General features: G+C 50.2%; 16 protein-coding genes. 8 read left to right on the forward strand and 8 right to left on the reverse strand.

The features are described from left to right. Nucleotides 1-49: 49 nt before the first annotated feature. The 4 genes from NY07_RS14810 to NY07_RS14825 all read right to left on the reverse strand — a co-directional run bounded on the left by NY07_RS14810 (nucleotide 50) and on the right by NY07_RS14825 (nucleotide 4,492). Complete coding sequence (locus NY07_RS14810) at nucleotides 50-1,150, reverse strand: polyamine ABC transporter substrate-binding protein (RefSeq protein ID WP_033540128.1); 1,101 nt, start codon at nucleotides 1,148-1,150, stop codon at nucleotides 50-52. Between the two features lie 289 nt (nucleotides 1,151-1,439). Further along, nucleotides 1,440-2,789: a glutamine synthetase family protein gene (locus tag NY07_RS14815; protein WP_033540129.1), complete on the reverse strand. Its 1,350-nt coding sequence runs from the start codon at nucleotides 2,787-2,789 to the stop codon at nucleotides 1,440-1,442. 5 nt (nucleotides 2,790-2,794) lie between these two features. Further along, nucleotides 2,795-3,556, reverse strand: a complete 762-nt coding sequence (locus tag NY07_RS14820) for a gamma-glutamyl-gamma-aminobutyrate hydrolase family protein (protein WP_033540130.1) — start codon at nucleotides 3,554-3,556, stop codon at nucleotides 2,795-2,797. Between the two features lie 387 nt (nucleotides 3,557-3,943). Continuing rightward, entirely contained in the window at nucleotides 3,944-4,492 is a 549-nt protein-coding gene (locus tag NY07_RS14825; protein WP_033540131.1) for a cupin domain-containing protein, read from the reverse strand. Between the two features lie 183 nt (nucleotides 4,493-4,675). Between NY07_RS14825 and NY07_RS14830 the strand changes: the two genes are divergently transcribed. Beyond that, entirely contained in the window at nucleotides 4,676-5,980 is a 1,305-nt protein-coding gene (locus NY07_RS14830) for an NAD(P)/FAD-dependent oxidoreductase (RefSeq protein ID WP_033540132.1), read from the forward strand. 228 nt (nucleotides 5,981-6,208) lie between these two features. On the opposite strand, the gene NY07_RS14835 is transcribed toward NY07_RS14830, so the two are convergent. Together NY07_RS14835 and NY07_RS14840 are read right to left on the reverse strand one after the other, a co-directional pair. Further along, entirely contained in the window at nucleotides 6,209-7,048 is an 840-nt protein-coding gene (locus NY07_RS14835; RefSeq protein ID WP_033540133.1) for a sulfurtransferase, read from the reverse strand. A gap of 214 nt (nucleotides 7,049-7,262) precedes the next feature. After that, a complete protein-coding gene (locus NY07_RS14840) occupies nucleotides 7,263-8,759 on the reverse strand; it encodes an aldehyde dehydrogenase (RefSeq protein ID WP_033540134.1) in 1,497 nt (498 codons plus the stop codon). 247 nt (nucleotides 8,760-9,006) lie between these two features. Here NY07_RS14840 and NY07_RS14845 point away from each other — a divergent pair, with 247 nt between their 5' ends. The 4 genes from NY07_RS14845 to NY07_RS14860 all read left to right on the forward strand — a co-directional run bounded on the left by NY07_RS14845 (nucleotide 9,007) and on the right by NY07_RS14860 (nucleotide 13,140). Further along, entirely contained in the window at nucleotides 9,007-10,347 is a 1,341-nt protein-coding gene (locus NY07_RS14845; protein WP_033540135.1) for an aspartate aminotransferase family protein, read from the forward strand. 49 nt (nucleotides 10,348-10,396) lie between these two features. Next, nucleotides 10,397-11,887 (forward strand): CoA-acylating methylmalonate-semialdehyde dehydrogenase, encoded by a 1,491-nt coding sequence (locus NY07_RS14850; RefSeq protein WP_033540136.1) that lies wholly within the window; start codon nucleotides 10,397-10,399, stop codon nucleotides 11,885-11,887. A gap of 57 nt (nucleotides 11,888-11,944) precedes the next feature. After that, the gene (locus tag NY07_RS14855; RefSeq protein WP_033540137.1) at nucleotides 11,945-12,310 is read left to right on the forward strand and encodes a cupin domain-containing protein; all 366 of its coding nucleotides are present in this window, start codon (nucleotides 11,945-11,947) and stop codon (nucleotides 12,308-12,310) included. A gap of 110 nt (nucleotides 12,311-12,420) precedes the next feature. Continuing rightward, the gene (locus NY07_RS14860) at nucleotides 12,421-13,140 is read left to right on the forward strand and encodes a TorF family putative porin (protein ID WP_033540138.1); all 720 of its coding nucleotides are present in this window, start codon (nucleotides 12,421-12,423) and stop codon (nucleotides 13,138-13,140) included. Nucleotides 13,141-13,198: 58 nt separating this feature from the next. Here the strand turns inward: NY07_RS14860 and NY07_RS19635 are convergent, their stop codons facing one another. Further along, on the reverse strand, nucleotides 13,199-13,369 hold the full coding sequence (locus NY07_RS19635; RefSeq protein WP_181404190.1) for a hypothetical protein: 171 nt from the start codon (nucleotides 13,367-13,369) through the stop codon (nucleotides 13,199-13,201). Nucleotides 13,370-13,494: 125 nt separating this feature from the next. Between NY07_RS19635 and NY07_RS14865 the strand changes: the two genes are divergently transcribed. Beyond that, nucleotides 13,495-13,839 carry a DUF3634 family protein gene (locus NY07_RS14865; RefSeq protein WP_033540139.1) on the forward strand — a complete coding sequence of 115 codons (345 nt, stop codon included), beginning with the start codon at nucleotides 13,495-13,497 and terminating at the stop codon, nucleotides 13,837-13,839. 210 nt (nucleotides 13,840-14,049) lie between these two features. Here NY07_RS14865 and NY07_RS14870 read toward each other — a convergent pair whose 3' ends face one another. Next, the gene (locus tag NY07_RS14870; RefSeq protein WP_033540140.1) at nucleotides 14,050-14,976 is read right to left on the reverse strand and encodes a DUF368 domain-containing protein; all 927 of its coding nucleotides are present in this window, start codon (nucleotides 14,974-14,976) and stop codon (nucleotides 14,050-14,052) included. A 213-nt stretch (nucleotides 14,977-15,189) separates the two neighbouring features. Here NY07_RS14870 and NY07_RS14875 point away from each other — a divergent pair, with 213 nt between their 5' ends. Next, entirely contained in the window at nucleotides 15,190-15,666 is a 477-nt protein-coding gene (locus tag NY07_RS14875) for a hotdog fold domain-containing protein (protein WP_033540141.1), read from the forward strand. 158 nt (nucleotides 15,667-15,824) lie between these two features. After that, nucleotides 15,825-17,285: a hypothetical protein gene (locus tag NY07_RS14880; protein WP_033540142.1), complete on the forward strand. Its 1,461-nt coding sequence runs from the start codon at nucleotides 15,825-15,827 to the stop codon at nucleotides 17,283-17,285. Nucleotides 17,286-17,321: the final 36 nt, after the last annotated feature.

The raw sequence follows: 17,321 nt of genomic DNA on the forward strand, positions 1-17,321 counted from the left end.
AAAAAGTTAACTACCCTACTCGCCAGTGCGAGTAGGATAAATTTTCACATTAATAACCTGATTTTGCTTTAGTCCAAGCGCGAGTCATTACACGTTGAACCTTCATGGGACGAACCTCGCGAATATACAAGTTTTTAATTATTTCATCATTCGGGTAGATGCCAGGATTATCTAATATCTCCTTGTCTACCAAAGCCTGAGCCTTATCATTTGGGTTGGCATACGCCACGTAATTAGAGATCTCGGCAATCACATCGGGACGCATCAGGTAATTGATGAACACATGGGCGTTATCGATATTCTCAGCATCGGCGGGAATGGCTAACATATCGAACCACAGGTTCGCGCCCTCTTTGGCTATGGAATACTTGATCTCGTTCCCATTCTTCGCATCGTCTGCGCGTGCAGCGGCTTGGAACACATCGCCGGAGAACCCAAAGGCAACACACGTGTCTCCATTGGCCAAATCAGTGATGTAACGTGATGAGTGGAAATAGGTCACGTAAGGACGCACTTTTTCAATCGCCTCGCCTGCCGCTTTGTAATCCTCAACTGAAGTGCTGTTTGGATCTAGCCCTAAGTAAGAGAGCGCTTGCGACATCATCTCATCGGCGGAATCCATCATAGAGAAACCACAACTTGAGATTTTCTCGGCGTATTTAGGGTCAAAAATAAGGGCTAAAGAATCGACGGGCGCGTCTTCACCTAAAACGGCTTTCACCTTCTCAACGTTATAACCTATGCCTGTTGTGCCCCAAAGGTAAGGCACTGCATAACGATTTTGTGGATCGGCTTTCTCTAACTGCTTCATTAGATCGGCATTAAGATTGCCAAGATTCGTCAGCTTACTTTTATCCAGCGGAGCGAACGCCCCAACCTTGATCTGTTTAGCAAGAAAATCATTAGAAGGTACAACGATGTCATAACCAGAGTGACCCGATAACAGCTTAGCCTCAACCATCTCATTGCTGTCGAAAACATCATAAATGACCCGAATACCGGTTTCTTTATAAAAGTTATCGAGTGTATTTTCAGCGATGTAGTCGTTCCAGTTATAGACTTTAAGTACTTCTTCAGCCTGAAGTGCACCACTCGCTAAGGCAGATCCCACAAGCAAACAAGATGCTTTAACAGTATTTAAAAGTGTCATCGATTTCTCCATTGCTACCACGTTTTCACGGGTAAAACTGTCAGTCATAGTAGTGTCGACTAATCGACATCATTATTTTGTTATTATTGACCAATGCTACAGCTTACAATCGCATCGAACCCATCTACCTCTTTTTTCTCCCGTAGTGTAAAACTGAATATTTTTCCGTTCAATCTGAATTTAAAACGATTTAACGCTGGCTATTCCCATCTCAGTAATCGGTACGTCACATGACGTACCAACGCCCCAAACTGATGAGAAGAGTGCACCATCAAAGTGCAGTAACCAATTAAACTGTCAGTAATAAGAACTCACGTTCCCACGAACTAATTACCCGGCGGAAATTTTCAAGGTCGGTCTGCTTCACCGCTATATAACCAGAGGTAAAGGTCTCACCTAGATATTCCCTCACCGCAGAGCTTTCAGACATCACGGCTAGCGCCTCTTCCAAGGTCAATGGCAGGCTGATCCCCTGACGATTCTCATTCGCACGGCCTTGCACAGGTGTCGATGGTTTCACATCTTCCACCATCCCCATGTAGCCGCACAGTAAGGTCGCAGCGATCGCCAGATAACTATTGGCATCGGCACCGGCAATACGGTTCTCGATACGACGGTTCTGTGGAGACGACTCAGGAATACGCAAACCACAGGTACGATTCTCATCGCCCCATTCCAGGTTAACAGGCGCCGAGGTGCCAGGTAGGAAACGTCTAAACGAGTTCACATTGGGCGCCATCAGCGGCAGCAACTCTGGAATATATTTTTGCAATCCACCGATATAGCTCAGGAACTTAGCACTTTTTGTGCCGTCTTCGTTGGTAAAGATATTTTTGCCTGTTTTGGTGTCCACTACACTCTGGTGAATGTGCATGGCGCTGCCCGGTTCATCGGTTACAGGCTTAGCCATAAAGGTGGCACACACGTCATGCTTAAGAGCGGCCTCGCGCAGAGTACGCTTAAAGACAAACACCTGATCAGCCAATGACAGAGCGTCGCCATGACTGAAGTTGATCTCCATCTGGGCGGTGCCTTCCTCGTGGATCAGGGTGTCGATATCAAGCCCCTGAGCCTCACACCAATCATACATATCTTCAAACAGGGGATCATATTCATTGGCCGCATCGATAGAAAACGACTGGCGTCCTGACTCTTTACGGCCACTGCGTCCCACAGGCGGGATTAATGGAATATCAGGATCTGAGTTTCTGTGGGTAAGATAAAACTCCATCTCAGGCGCAACCACAGGTTTCCAACCTTTGTCCTCATAAAGCTTAAGCACTTTCTTCAGCAGGTTACGGGGAGATAGTTCAATTGGATTCCCCATTTTATCGAAGGTGTCGTGGATCACCTGAGCCGTCGCCTCGACTGTCCAAGGCAACATAAATACCGCATTCTCATCGGGCACACAGACAAAATCGATATCCGCCTTGTCCAGCAGGCTGTCATACATGTCATCATCAACATAGTCACCGGTAACGGTTTGCAGCAAGACGCTCTCAGGCAGGCGCATCCCCTTTTCATCGATAAACTTGTCGACGGGGGCGATTTTACCGCGGGCGATACCCGTCATGTCACTGATAACACATTCAACTTCGGTGATCTTATTGGCTTTTAAATATTCAATTAACTTCTTCATGGTTACTATCTCTTGCGTTGCGCTGCTCTGGCTTGGCAGGCTTGACTGAAGGCACTAAAAATCGCGCGATAGAAGGGGTTCTCTAGCACCTTCCATTCAGGATGAAACTGCACCCCTAGTGCAAAACTCTTAGCCTCTTTGACCGAAAACGCCTCGATTAATCCATCGGGAGCGTAAGCTTCTGGCCGCAATCCAACACCCAAACGGTCAACACCTTGAGTATGCACAGAGTTCACCTCTGCTAAATTGCGGCCCCAAGCCTCGTGGAGCAATCCTCCCGGTTCAATCTTCACAGGGTGAGACAGGCCATACTGCACCTCGACATTTGCCGTCGTATCTTCTCTGTGTTCAATATAATCGCCAACCTGATGCAATTTTTGATGCAAAGACCCGCCAAACACTACGTTCATTTCTTGAAATCCGCGGCAGATGGCCAGCACAGGCACGCCAGCGTCGATAGCCGCCTTTAAAAGCGGCAGATTGGTCGCGTCGCGCTTAGGGTCGTGTAGGGTATCAGGGTCACTCGCCGCCCCGTCATAGTGATGGGGCTCGATGTTAGAGGGCGAACCGGTGAACAGCAGACCATCTAACCTGGGTAAGATAGTTGACGCAGGACAATGTCCCAGCGCAGGAATGACCAGTGGCCAGCCTTGAGTCGCGTCGGCAATACTGAGTAGGTATTTCTCACCGACGATATTAAAAGGGTGCAGGCCTATCTGTTGATTACAGGCCGTAACACCGATAACAGCAAGTCCTTCATCGGACATAGTTCACCTTTAGCTTATTGCGTCTTTTTATCGTTATAGCAATGAACAGACTTCATTCAATGTTCATTTTTTCACACACTACACTGAAATAGTTAACGAGGCAATAGGTCTTAGAAAACAAAATAAACAAGCAGGTAACAAATAAAATAAAAACTAATTAAAACAATAGTGAAAGACGATAAAATTTAATATCACCACCGATAATCGACTAAATTAGGGTCAATTGTTTTGTGAAACAGCTCCCAAAGTTTGGCGGCGATTAAAAATCGTAAAAGCCAATCTTATGGGTAAAATTATTTACACAAGTAAGCGAAAACATTACAGGGAAATGAACAGGAAAACATGAGGGGAAAGTGGAGGTGCTGGGCTCTGCGCCCAGCAGACAGATTAGAAATTGGCAGGCGTGGTCGCGCTGACGATACGGCAAGGTTTATCGAATGGATTGCGGAACCTATGGGGCAGCTCACTGTTAAAGTAGTAACTGTCGCCTTCGGACAACACATAGACCTCATCGCCTATGGTGATTTCTAGTTTACCTTCAATCACCATGGCCGCCTCTTCACCTTCGTGCTGTAACATCTCTTCTCCGGTATCAGACCCTGGCGGGTAGACCTCGTTCATCACAGACATGGCACGATTAGGGTAGTCCCTGCCGATCAGCTTGTAATCCAGATTACCATCGCCGATATCCAGCAGCTCACCTGAGCGGTAAACCACCTTCTGCTCACAGGGCATGCTTTCTTCGATGGAAAAGAAATCCACCAGAGACATAGGTAATCCCGACAAAACTTTCTTCAGGGAGCTTACCGACGGACTGACGCTGTTCTTCTCGATCATAGAGATGGTGCTGTTGGTCACGCCGGCACGTTTGGCTAACTCGCGTTGCGATAACCCTTTCATTTTACGAACAGCTTTGAGATTTGCGCCTATATCCAAAAAACATCTCCTATCCAACAAGACCCCAGCCGAAACAATTTCCCATACTAGTTTGTATCAAACTAAAAAGCATGTTAAATATAATCAACAGGTGTGAAGTATAACCAACTCAAGGGTCAAAAGTATACTTACTCTGACCAATTTAGTCGAATAACAAGAATAAACCCCGCATTCGGAGCCAAGATGACTAGCAAGCGCCCGGTCCACAGTGACCAATATCCCGATTCTTACTACCATGCCACAGCTAATGCCCTGGAACCACAGCCTCAGCTCACCGAACAGATCAGTGCCGATGTCTGCATCGTTGGTGGCGGCTTTAGTGGTATCAACACCGCCATAGAGCTGGCTCAGAAAGGTTTCAGCGTTGTCTTGCTTGAGGCTAAGCGGATCGGCTGGGGGGCATCGGGCCGCAATGGGGGCGAGCTGATCCGTGGTATAGGCCACGATGTCGAACAGTTTCGTAACGAAATAGGCTCTGAGGGTGTGGCAGCCATTCACGAGATGGGCTTCGAAGCGGTGGAGATAGTACGTAACCGTATCGCCGAACATAATATCGACTGTAACCTAAGGATGGGCTACTGCGATCTGGCCACCAAGCCCAGACACATGAAGGAGCTTGCCGCCGACTACCAGGAGATGCTCAATCAGGGGCGCGAAGGCTTTAAACTGCTGGAGAAACACCAGCTCGGCGAAGTGATAGGCTCAGACATCTATAGCGGCGCACTAGTCGACATGAACAGCGGCCACCTGCATCCCCTCAATCTCGCCCTTGGCGAAGCCAAGGTGGCCCGCAGTTTAGGGGTGAAGATGTTCGAATATAGCGCCGCCACCAAGATAGTTAAGGGAGAGCGCCCCATAGTGCATACTCAGCACGGCCGCGTCGACTGTCGCTATCTAGTGCTCGCGGGCAACGCCTATATCGGCCACGAACTCAATAGCTATGTGGGTGGCAAGGTGCTGCCAGCAGGCAGTTATCTGTTAGCCACCGAACCACTGACCCAGGAACAGTGTGACGAGATCATTCCACAAAATATGGCCTTTGCCGATATGCGTATCGATCTCGATTACTTCCACCTCTCCCAGGATAATCGCCTGCTGTTTGGCGGCCTATGTACCTACTCGGGCAAAGATCCCAAGGACATCAACGCCGCCCTGCGCCCTAACCTGGAGAAGGTATTCCCTCAACTTAAAGGGGTCAAAATCGACTACGAATGGGGTGGCATGATAGGCATTGGCGCCAATCGTCTACCGCAGATCGGCAGGCTACCTGATTGCCCCAATATTCTCTATGCACAGGCCTATGCCGGCCACGGCGTTAACGCCACCCACATGGCCGCCAAGCTGATCGCCGAAGCGTTGACGGCCCAGGCTGAGCGTTTCGATATCTTCGACAGGGTACAACATATGACCTTCCCCGGCGGACCAACGTTTCGGTCGCCCATGCTGGCAGCCGGCATGCTATACCACAGGCTCAAAGATCTGTTTTAGCCTTAAATCGATAACCTATAAAAAAGGTGCCCTAGGCACCTTTTCTGTTAGTGGCAATTAAGCCCTAATACCAATCACAGTAAGTAAGTGATCAGAAATAGCACAGGAAAAACGCTTGAGAACAAGGCAGGATTTTTCGATAAGTAGTTATTCTACAATCAAAAATACTAACGCAGTTATCGAGCGTTTTAACAAGCTAAAATGATCAGTTATTTATTACGATTGGTATCATTCAATGGGCAGATCAGGGTTGGTGCCCCAATCGGCCCAGGAGCCGTCGTAAAGCACCGCCTTGTCGTGACCAGCAGCCACCGAGGCCAAGATCAAGATGCAGGCGGTAATGCCTGAGCCACAACTGAAGATACGCTCAGCCTCCATATCACCGAGCAGCGATTCAAAGATCTGCTCAAGTTCTTCAACAGGCTTAATTCTGTGACCACGCAGTAGATCGGCAAACGGCAGGTTAACTGAGCCGGGAATATGCCCGCTACGCACCCCAGGCCTTGGCTCACTGGCTTCACCGCTAAAACGCGCTGCCGCCCTGGCATCTAAGATGGCACTATTACCGCCTAGCCGCTCCAGCACTTGATTAGCATCACAGATAAACGACGGCTGATAATCGACCCGATAGGCTTCGCGCGCTTCATCGAGCACTGGTATCTGATAGGTTTCACTGGTCATGCGTGACTCGCTTAGCCACTGAGGCAGTCCACCATCGAGCACGTAGACGTTTGCATGGCCCATGAGTTTAAACATCCACCAGGCTCTGGGCGCGCTATAGATCCCCTGATTATCATAGACAACCACTAAACTGTCTCTGTCGATCCCCAGCGCCGTGGCCTCATTGGCAAATTGCTCAGGCGTCGGCATGGCGTGAAGCTGAGTTGATGTGCTGTCGTAAAACACCTTCTCAAGATCGAACTTCTGCGCCCTGGGGATACAGACAAACTCATCATACAAGATAGGCTCTTTGCCAACGACACTCTCCATGCTCGCATCGAGCAGGACTAGATTTGACTCAAACAGGTTCGCTTCAAGCCAAGCCGTCGTCACCAACGGATATTCCATATAGACTCCCAATCTGGGGGCTCGTCAGCATCAACCTCACCCCTCTTCTCAATGTGATAACGTTTTACTGCTAAAACAATATACGATGCATAGGGATAAGGACAAGTGACTTATAATGACCAAGCGAAATGACAGACATAAAAAAGCCCTTTATAAGCTAAAGGGCTATTGGTAAAGCAGTTTTCAGCGTGAGCTGAACCTAGACCAGACTAAACTAGAGAGCAATCCAGGTTGCCTTGATCTCTGTGTACTTATCGAAGGCATGTAGCGACTTATCCCGGCCATTGCCCGACTGCTTATAGCCGCCGAACGGCGCTGTCATATCGCCACCATCATAGTGATTGATCCACACCATGCCACTGCGCAGCGCCTTGGCCGTCTTGTGGGCCTTGCTAATATCTGAGGTCCACACACCTGCGGCCAATCCGTAGATGGTATCGTTACCAATACGAATAGCTTCCTCCATCCCATCGAAGGCGATCACAGAAAGCACAGGCCCGAAGATCTCCTCCTTGGCGATGGTCATCTCATTGTTCACATTGGCAAAGATAGTCGGCGCCACATACACACCACCAGTCTCAGCCAACACCTGCTGTCCACCTTGGCGTAGCTGGGCCCCTTCGGCGACTCCGGCGCGAATATAGCGCAGTACATTGTCCAGTTGTTGCTGATCGACGACGGCGCCACAGGTGGTCTCAGGATCCAGCGGATGCCCTGGCTGCCAGGCTTGCATCTCAGCTTCAATAAGTTTAATAAGCTCTTCCTTAACGCCCGACTCCACCAGCAAACGAGAGCCAGCGGTGCACACCTCGCCCTGGTTAAAGGCGATGGCTGAGGCCGCCGCGATGGCCGCCTCTTTCAAATCTGGCGCATCATTAAAGACGATATTCGGACTCTTGCCGCCCGCCTCTAACCAGACACGTTTCATGTTGGACTCGCCCGCATAGATCATCAACTGCTTGGCGATCTTAGTCGAGCCGGTGAATACCAGGGTATCGACATCCATATGCAGCGCAAGCGCCTTGCCCACGGTATGACCGTAACCCGGTAGCACATTAAGCACACCTTTAGGAATACCAGCTTCTATCGCCAACTGCGCCATACGGATGGCGGTTAGGGGAGATTTTTCTGACGGTTTTAACACCACACTGTTACCTGTAGCCAGCGCAGGGCCCAACTTCCAGCATGCCATCAAGAGGGGGAAGTTCCAGGGAACAATCGCCGCCACCACACCCACAGGCTCACGGGTGATCATGCCAATTTCATTGTGGGCCGTCGGGGCAATCTCATCATAGATCTTATCGACCGCCTCACCCGACCAACGAATGGCACGGGCGGCGCCCGCCACATCGACGGCGCCAGAATAACGGATAGGCTTACCCATATCTAAGGTTTCCAGCAGGGCCAACTCATCCTTATGAGCCTCAAGCAGATCGGCAAAGCGAATCATCACCTGCTTGCGCTTAACCGGCGGCAGCTGAGACCAATCGCCGCGCTCAAACACTTCGCGGGCATTGGCCACGGCGCGGTTAGCATCAACGAGATCGCAACTGGCTACCTGGGTCAGCACCTTACCATCTATGGGGCTGATGCAATCAAAGGTGTCACCTGAATCGGCGGCGCAATACTCGCCATTGATAAATGCCTGCCCCTGAATAACCAGGTTATCCGCCATCTGTTGCCATTGTTCACGATTTTGTGGAGTACTCATTCTGACCTCTTAACGGGTGATAATTGCTTTAGCGTCAATGCTGAACCGGCCCAGGCGCGATTCATACAGCGACAATGCCTGCCCTAGATTACGCTTAACCCCAATTCAATTTCAATATTTTTTACAAAAAGTTATTTTTTGCTATAAATAATGAACAAAAAGCTTTCATGTTCATTATTTCTGACATAGCATAGCAAATATCAACCACTCAATAAAACAACAATTACACAGAACCAGGGTAGATGATATGGAAGATTTTAATCGCGCTGACCAGCAGGCCACAGGCACTCTGGAACACTATTGGATGCCTTTTACCGCCAATAGACAGTTTAAGCAAAGCCCACGCCTGCTCGCGCAGGCGGAGGGGATGTACTACACGGATGTGAAGGGTCGCCCGGTACTCGATGGCACCGCAGGTCTATGGTGTTGTAATGCCGGTCACGGTCGCAAGGCGATCTCTGAAGCGGTTAGCAAACAGATCCACGAAATGGATTATGCCCCCTCTTTCCAGATGGGCCATCCGCTGGCCTTCGAACTGGCCGAGCGTCTCGCTGCCATCGCTCCAAAGGGGATCAATAAGGTATTTTTCACTAACTCGGGTTCTGAGTCTGTCGACACCGCATTAAAGATCGCCCTCAACTATCACAGAGCCCGTGGTGAAGCCACCCGTACCCGTTTTATCGGTCGAGAGCTTGGCTACCATGGCGTCGGCTTCGGCGGTATCTCAGTAGGTGGCATTGGCGGTAACCGCCGCACCTTCAGCCAGCAGTTACTGCAAGGGGTCGATCATCTGCCCCATACCCTAGATATCAAGGCCAATGCCTTCTGCAAAGGACTCCCTGAGGCTGGCGCAGAAAAAGCAGAGGTACTCGAACAACTGATCACGCTCCATGGCGCCGAAAATATCGCCGCGGTGATCGTCGAGCCTATGTCAGGCTCTGCCGGCGTCATTCTGCCGCCACAGGGCTACCTCAAGCGTCTGCGAGAAATCACTAAGCAACATGGCATTTTGTTGATCTTCGATGAGGTGATCACCGGCTTTGGACGCGTAGGCGATGCCTTTGCCAGTCAGCGCTGGGGCGTCACACCAGACATGATCACCACCGCCAAGGCGCTCAACAATGGCACCATTCCTATGGGCGCCGTGCTGATCGATGATGCTATCTATGATGCCAGCATGGACGCCCCAGAGGGCGCCATCGAACTCTATCATGGCTATACCTATTCGGGTCATCCGGTTGCTGCGGCCGCCGCGATAGCCACCTTAAATATCTATCAAGAGGAGCAGCTGTTCGAACGCACCAAGTCGCTGGAAGGCTACTTCGAACAGGCGGTACACAGCCTCAAAGGACTGCCGAATCTCATCGACATTCGTAACACAGGCCTAGTGGCTGGCATCCAGTTTAGCCCAAGCGACAAAGGCATTGGTAAGCGTGGCTACGGTATCTTCGAGACCTGTTTCAAGAACGGTACCTTAGTCAGGGCTACGGCCGACACTATCGCCCTATCGCCACCACTGATAGTGGAAGAGGCGCAGATAGATCAGATAATCAATACCTTAAGCGATGCCATCATCAGCGTTGGCTAACCCTATTCAATAGAAAGACATTAAGATTTTTGCAGGGAATTTACGTGCTATGCAGCAGATAAACCACTACATCAACGGCCGACACACAGACAAGAGTGAACGCAGCGCCGCCGTTTTCGAACCCGCGACAGGTCAGCACAAGGCTAATGTCTCTCTGGCCAGCGCCATAGAGGTCGATGCAGCCGTCGAGTTGGCGAAAAAGGCCCACGGCCCCTGGTCAGAGATGACCCCGCTCAACCGTTCACGCATCCTGTTTAAGTTCAAGGCCCTGGTCGAAGCCAACATGGATGAACTGGCCGCCATGATCACCCGTGAACATGGCAAGGTGCTTGACGATGCCAAGGGCGAAATCATTCGCGGCTTGGAAGTCGTGGAATTTGCCTGCGGTATCCCACATCTGCTCAAGGGCGAGCATACAGAGCAAGTCGGTGGTGGCGTCGATGCCTGGACACTCAACCAATCCTTAGGGGTGGTTGCAGGCATCGCGCCCTTTAATTTCCCGGTCATGGTACCTATGTGGATGTTCCCCATCGCCATTGCAGCGGGTAACACCTTCATCATGAAACCCTCAGAGAAAGATCCTACCTCTGTAATGCGTATGGCAGAACTCCTCACTGAGGCAGGCCTACCAGATGGCGTGTTTAACGTGGTCAACGGCGATAAGGAAGCGGTAGATGCTTTACTGACCCACAAAGATATTCAAGCGGTGAGTTTCGTTGGCTCAACCCCTATTGCCGAGTATATCTATCAAACCGCAGCCGCACACGGCAAACGAGTCCAGGCGCTGGGCGGCGCGAAAAACCATATGCTGTTGATGCCAGATGCTGATCTTGACCAGGCGGTCAGTGCCCTGATGGGCGCCGCCTATGGCAGTGCAGGGGAGCGCTGCATGGCGATCTCAGTAGTACTTGCCGTCGGTGATGTGGGCGATGCGCTAGTAGAGAAACTCCTGCCACAGATCCAGGCACTCAAGGTGGGCAATGGCCTCGAAGGTGAGATGGAGATGGGACCATTGATCTCGGCTCAGCATCTGGAGAAGGTGCGCGGCTATGTGGACACAGGTGTTGCCGAAGGGGCGACTCTGCTGGCTGACGGCCGTCAACTCACTGTTGCTGACCACGAGCAGGGCTACTTCCTCGGTGGCTGCCTATTCGACCATGTCACTCCAGAGATGACCATCTATAAAGAGGAGATCTTCGGCCCGGTACTTGCTATCGTGCGCGTCAAAGATTATAGCGAGGCGCTAGCGCTGATCAATGAGCATGAGTTTGGTAACGGCACCGCCATCTTTACCCAGAGCGGTGAGGCAGCCAGACACTTCTGCCATCATGTACAGGTCGGCATGGTAGGGGTCAATGTCCCTATCCCAGTCCCTATGGCCTTCCATAGCTTCGGCGGCTGGAAACGCTCGCTCTTTGGCCCACTGCATATGCATGGTCCAGATGGGGTGCGTTTCTATACTAAGCGAAAGGCGATCACCGCCCGCTGGCCAAAAGGTAACAGCGGTCAGGCAGAGTTTGTGATGCCTACCATGAAATAAATTCCCTTAAGGCGCAGTGCTGCGCCTTAAATATTTGTTATAGTTTTTGGAGCCGATATGACGCAAACTATTGATGCCATCATCAATTTTGGCCAACATAAGGTTAAGACAGAACATTATGAAGTCGCACCTGAGAAGGTGCTTAGCGGGGAGCCGAAACAGCAACTGGAGAATCACTACTCCAGCCCCTGCGATCAATTTCACGCCGGGGTCTGGCAGGGTCAGGTCGGCAGTTGGAAGGTCAACTACAGCGAACATGAGTATTGCGAGATCTTGTCAGGCAGCAGCGAAATTATCGATGAAGCTGGCAATAGCATCACGGTCACTAAAGGCGATCGCTTCGTTATCCCAGCAGGGTTTAAAGGGGTATGGCGAGTGCTGCAGGAGTGCCGCAAGATCTACGTCGTTTTTGAACAAAAATAATTATCAGTATTGCCATGTTGTCTCAGCATCTTAGCTGTTGTTTGGCTTAATCTGGTCGGGTTAGCTTGCTAATCAGACTGGTGTCAACAAAGTGAAATGGAGAAACCACCGTGTATAAAAAATTTAATAAGAAACGGATAGCCCAACTAGCTGGCTTAACCTTGGCAACTGCGCTAATTACACCTTTAGCTCAAGCCGAAGTTTCGGGAGAGATAGGCATCACTAACGATTACCGCTTTCGCGGTGTCTCACAAACCGCTGGCGACTTTGCCGTTCAAGCCGGCATAGATTACAGCATGGAAAGTGGTTTTTTTGTCGGCGCTTGGGGAAGTAATGTCGATGATGAAAGCTATGACGCCGATGTCGAGATTGACATTTACGCAGGTTATGCCGGCGCCTTTGGCGAAGATGATGCAGTAGAATATGACTTTACCCTCACCTACTACACCTATCCTGGACAAGATGAGAGCAGCCAGTATCTGGAAGCGACCTTGGGCTTCTATATCGCCGACTTCCATGTTGCACAGTGGTACACCAACGACTATGCCAACGCAGACGTGTCACTGCACTACACTGAAGTGAACTACTCTTACGGGTTCGCCGAAAACTGGAGTCTTGACCTTCATGTAGGCTACAACTATGGCGACGGTGCCGATCTGGACTGGGGTGAAAACTATCTAGACTACTCAATCGGCGTCTCAACAGAGATGAATGGATTTGGCTTTTCACTGGCTTGGTTAGACACTAACCTGAGCAGCGAAAATGAGATCACCGATGGTCCTTGGAAAAATGAAGGCACTATTCTGGCGTCAGCCAGCTACAGCTTCTAACCCTCTTTCCCCAACCTAAGTGATTGTCAAAAAAACCGCCAAGATTGGCGGTTTTTTATTACAGCTTCAGGCTCTCACCGCGGCGAACCCGCTCAGCCAGCATACGCCAATAGTTAACCAGTTCCTGATGCTCCCGCGCGCGCTCGGGAAAGGTTTTTGATAAATCTTGCAGAATATTAGCTTGCTGATGGCAGAGCTTTTCCCAGCGACGGGCATTAGAGAGGTGCATAGTGTTGTCCTTAACGTATTAAACTCCTTCGAAGAGTATAGCCAGTTTATTAAAAATTTGATCTAAGCCGCTAGGAAAAAAGCGTTGCCGGGAGTATCTTCAAGCTATAAAGCTAAGGAGTGATTATGACTGAAACCCTATTTAAAATCGTCTTTATCCTGGTGGGTCTTTTTGTGATCTATAAGCTGATCTTCTCAGGCAAACGTGGCTTACCCCTGTTTGAGATGCACTTTAAGGATGGGCGTCTTATTTCCCATAAGGGCAAGATCCCAGAGAAATTTCAACGAGAGTGCAGAGCTATCGCCAAGAGTGAAAAACTCACCTGCGTGGTGCGCGCCGAAAAGAACGGCGGTGTGAGACTGCATGTGTCGGCAAACGTCAGTGATGCCGTCACCCAGCGCATTCGCAACCTGTTCCCCTTCGAATATTACGACAAGAAAACCATCGACAACTCTCGCCAGGCAGGCTAAACCAGTCTGCCCTGTGCATGATGGCCGCGAATACCTGATTCCAGCGGCCATCTTGCGTGGCACTTTCTCTGCTCTAATGCTAGTGCTAGTGCTAAGAGCTTAACCTTTTGACCTGTAGCTGCGTACTTGCTCGCTAGAACCAGGTCGTGCGATTCAGGCCGTGGAATAAGCGACTAAAACAACTCGCCCATGAGTCCAGACCCCATTCGCTTATTCAGCTTTATCCTTTGCGCCAGCAAAATACTCTAACCCACCAACCAAGGCGATGCCCAGCAACATGGCGCAGATAGCCAGCGCAAGTTGAGACGGCTGCCCCGTCAACTGCTCAAAACTCATCGGAGAGAGATTCTGTTCCAGCAAAGGCACCTGCTCTCCGGCCGAATTTTCACGCCAGGTCAGCACCTGCTTCCAGGGCCAAATCTTACCCAAGGTACCGAGCATCAAGCCGGTTAAAAAGATCAGGGTGGCGTCATGATATTTGCGCAGCAGTGCCGACAACAGATGACTGAATGAGAGCAGCCCAAACACACAACCGCTGGCAAAGGTTAGCAACACAGGAATATCCAGGCTCTTAGCGGCACCCAGCACTGAGGTATAAAGCCCTAGTAGCAACAAGATAAAACTGCCGGAGATCCCCGGCAGCAACATGGCACAAATGGCAATACTGCCGCCAATGAAAACGTTCAGGGTATTCATCTGCATATCTATCGGGTGCAATACGGTGATCCCCCAGGCGAAGGCCACACCGAGTGCAAACAGCAGCAAACGTCCGACTGAGAAGCCATTAACCTGTCTGAGCATGTGCACCACAGAGATCAGAATCAGCCCAAAGAAAAATGACCACACAGGAATAGGATGGTTATGCAGCATGTAAGTGATTAGCTTTGCCAGGGTAAAAATACTGGTCAAAATGCCGCCAAACACCGCCAGTAAAAATGGCCCATTAATGTGCATAAATGCGGCTTTTATCCCCTGCTGGCGTATCATGCCTAACAGGCTGGGGTTGACCTTTCTTATGCTGTCCAATAGTGGATGGAGTATGCCTGTAATGAAGGCGATAGTGCCACCGGACACGCCGGGCACCACATCAGCGGCCCCCATGGCCATCCCTTTAAAATAGGTCAGCAGATATTTCACGCAAAATCCTTAAGTTGGTCTGAGTTACAGCATTCGCTTGTCGGGGCAGATTATACGCATCCTCGCCCAGCAATGGAAAATGAAGTTTGGTTTAACGAGACGTCCGGCCCACTATTGTTAAGCGGTTGTTATTAGGCTAGTCTAGCAACTCATCTGACCAGACCAAACTTTCTCTATACAGCAGACAAGGTTTTCTATTAGCGAGATAAGCCAATGAATAACAAACCAACAAAAGTGATGGCACTCTACCACCGACTGACCAAATGGCCATTTGGCCATAAGCTATTTTCCGTCATGGTGTCTCGTATGGCCCCCTACTTTGCCACCGTTAAACCACTTATCACCGAGCTAAAACCCAACTATTGCCAGGTGCTGGTGCGAAAGCGTAAGACAGTACAAAACCACATAGGCACGGTACATGTGATTGCTATCTGTAACGGCCTAGAGATGGCTATGGGGACTATGGCTGAGGCCTCTATTCCGCCTCATCTGCGCTGGATCCCCAAGGGGATGAGCGTCGACTACACCGCCAAGGCAGGCAGCGATATCCGTTGTATCGCCCAGGTTAAGCCAGAGCAGTGGGTTGAAGGTGACATGCTGGTGGCTGTGACTGCTCTGGATAAGAATGACGTTGTGGTGGTCGAAGGTCATATCAAGCTGTGGATCTCCCTTAAACCCACAAAAGCATAGCCGCTCGTTAGAGGCGAATTTAACAAACAGTGTTAAAGGGCGGCTTAAACTCCGCCCCGGTTCCCAGCAAAGTGAATATCGATAATCCTATGAAAATTTGACATTTTGTCCTCAGTCTCTCAAGTTAGTGACATACTTTGGCATCAGGGACGCGCCACATGACATCGACTTTCAGGACACTCTCACCTTTCACTCTGCTATTGGGGTCTCTTTGCCTTACCGCTAACGCCACGGCCAATGACGATCATAAAGGCGCAGATATAAGCGCCAAGATCTATGATAAAAAGCCAAGCTGTATTGAACAAACACTAACACCTATCTCTCTGACCCTTACCAGCCATAAATATCCTGCTGATACTAAGCCTCTGGAAAGTGAGGCCTTTAAGGCGGCATTGGCGCAACTTGTCCAACGGGCCACAGAGCAAGGCGCTGAAGCTATCTTACTCACCCAGGTGGGCAATCATATTGTCAGCAAGATGAAGCAAAAAAAGCTGTCTCAACACTCGCAACAAGAGATGGTTAAAATGACCCAGCTAAAGACCCATCTCGAAGCTGAGCTATATCGTCTCTGCGATCATGATAAAAGCCTGTCTCAACAAGCGGCTGCCTATGACAGCAAAGGCTATGAGATCCGTCAGTCACACTTTGAATACACCTTCGAGCCACCTACCCCTAAATCAGCCGCCAAGCTTGCGGCGGCGAAGACTGTGCCTCCCGCCTTAGTCTCGTTAGACAAAGGGGTCTACGGCGCAACACTTGGCATGAGCCCCGAGGCGATCTATGAGTTACTCGGCCCCGCAAGCATAGAGTTACCGCTTAGCGCGCAGGATTTTGCTTGGGGTTACGGCAGGCAACTCTGGTTTGTATTTACCAAAAAGCGACTATCGGCCATCTCTACTGACTTTAGTCCTCTGAATAATACGGGGCAGAATCTTATCGATTATCGCGACGGATTCGATGGCGCTCCCTGGCTGATTAATGGTGAGTTCGCCTATCGCACGCCCATGTCTCAGGTGAGCCAAGCCTTAGGCATCAATCAAGCAAAACGTCCTGACCAGCTAAAACTTAGTGACGGTAATCGTCATCTAACCCTTAATTTTGACACCTTTCATCAGAACAAGGACGCCGCACCTGAAGCCCAATTAACCGGCTTCAGTCTCTATCAAGACAAGGGGAAACTGACGCTGCGAGGAAAACAACCCGACAACGAGTCACTCTCGCCACTGCTGCAGCGTCTTACCCCTTCGTTACTCCAGGACCGCCCCAGCCTGCAGCAGCTTCAGAAAACTTATCCCACCATGGCAAGGTTAGCGATCTCCAGTGATGGCGAATGGTGGCTGCTAGGCAACCATCTGCAGCTCAAGTTCAACGGCGACACCTTGCATAAGGTCAAACTGGCTTCTGGCATCTATCAACAAATGGATGATGCCGACCTCACAGAGCTTTGCGAAAGTATGGCTATTCCATCGCGAAAAAATAAGTTGCTTGAGCAGTTCGACCAGGCTAACGATGAGTTCGACAGCGTCGAAGTTTCAGAGAACAACTTCTCTCTCGTGGCTAAGTATGACTCTTATGATGATAACGCCACCCTGTATGAACTGGAGATCGTCTATTTCTAAATGGTATAAAGCGCACTGTCGGCATTTATCCCTAGA

Source organism: Shewanella sp. ECSMB14101 (genome assembly GCF_000773485.1).
In the GTDB taxonomy this organism is placed as follows: Bacteria; Pseudomonadota; Gammaproteobacteria; order Enterobacterales; family Shewanellaceae; genus Shewanella; species Shewanella marisflavi.

Coding starts and splice junctions, on each gene's coding strand:
- NY07_RS14810 (WP_033540128.1), bottom strand. CDS start 1,150: ATGACACTTTTAAATACTGTTAAAGCATCTTGTTTGCTTGTGGGATCT.
- NY07_RS14815 (WP_033540129.1), bottom strand. CDS start 2,789: ATGAAGAAGTTAATTGAATATTTAAAAGCCAATAAGATCACCGAAGTT.
- NY07_RS14820 (WP_033540130.1), bottom strand. CDS start 3,556: ATGTCCGATGAAGGACTTGCTGTTATCGGTGTTACGGCCTGTAATCAA.
- NY07_RS14830 (WP_033540132.1), top strand. CDS start 4,676: ATGACTAGCAAGCGCCCGGTCCACAGTGACCAATATCCCGATTCTTAC.
- NY07_RS14835 (WP_033540133.1), bottom strand. CDS start 7,048: ATGGAATATCCGTTGGTGACGACGGCTTGGCTTGAAGCGAACCTGTTT.
- NY07_RS14840 (WP_033540134.1), bottom strand. CDS start 8,759: ATGAGTACTCCACAAAATCGTGAACAATGGCAACAGATGGCGGATAAC.
- NY07_RS14845 (WP_033540135.1), top strand. CDS start 9,007: ATGGAAGATTTTAATCGCGCTGACCAGCAGGCCACAGGCACTCTGGAA.
- NY07_RS14850 (WP_033540136.1), top strand. CDS start 10,397: ATGCAGCAGATAAACCACTACATCAACGGCCGACACACAGACAAGAGT.
- NY07_RS14855 (WP_033540137.1), top strand. CDS start 11,945: ATGACGCAAACTATTGATGCCATCATCAATTTTGGCCAACATAAGGTT.
- NY07_RS19635 (WP_181404190.1), bottom strand. CDS start 13,369: ATGCACCTCTCTAATGCCCGTCGCTGGGAAAAGCTCTGCCATCAGCAA.
- NY07_RS14865 (WP_033540139.1), top strand. CDS start 13,495: ATGACTGAAACCCTATTTAAAATCGTCTTTATCCTGGTGGGTCTTTTT.
- NY07_RS14875 (WP_033540141.1), top strand. CDS start 15,190: ATGAATAACAAACCAACAAAAGTGATGGCACTCTACCACCGACTGACC.
- NY07_RS14880 (WP_033540142.1), top strand. CDS start 15,825: ATGACATCGACTTTCAGGACACTCTCACCTTTCACTCTGCTATTGGGG.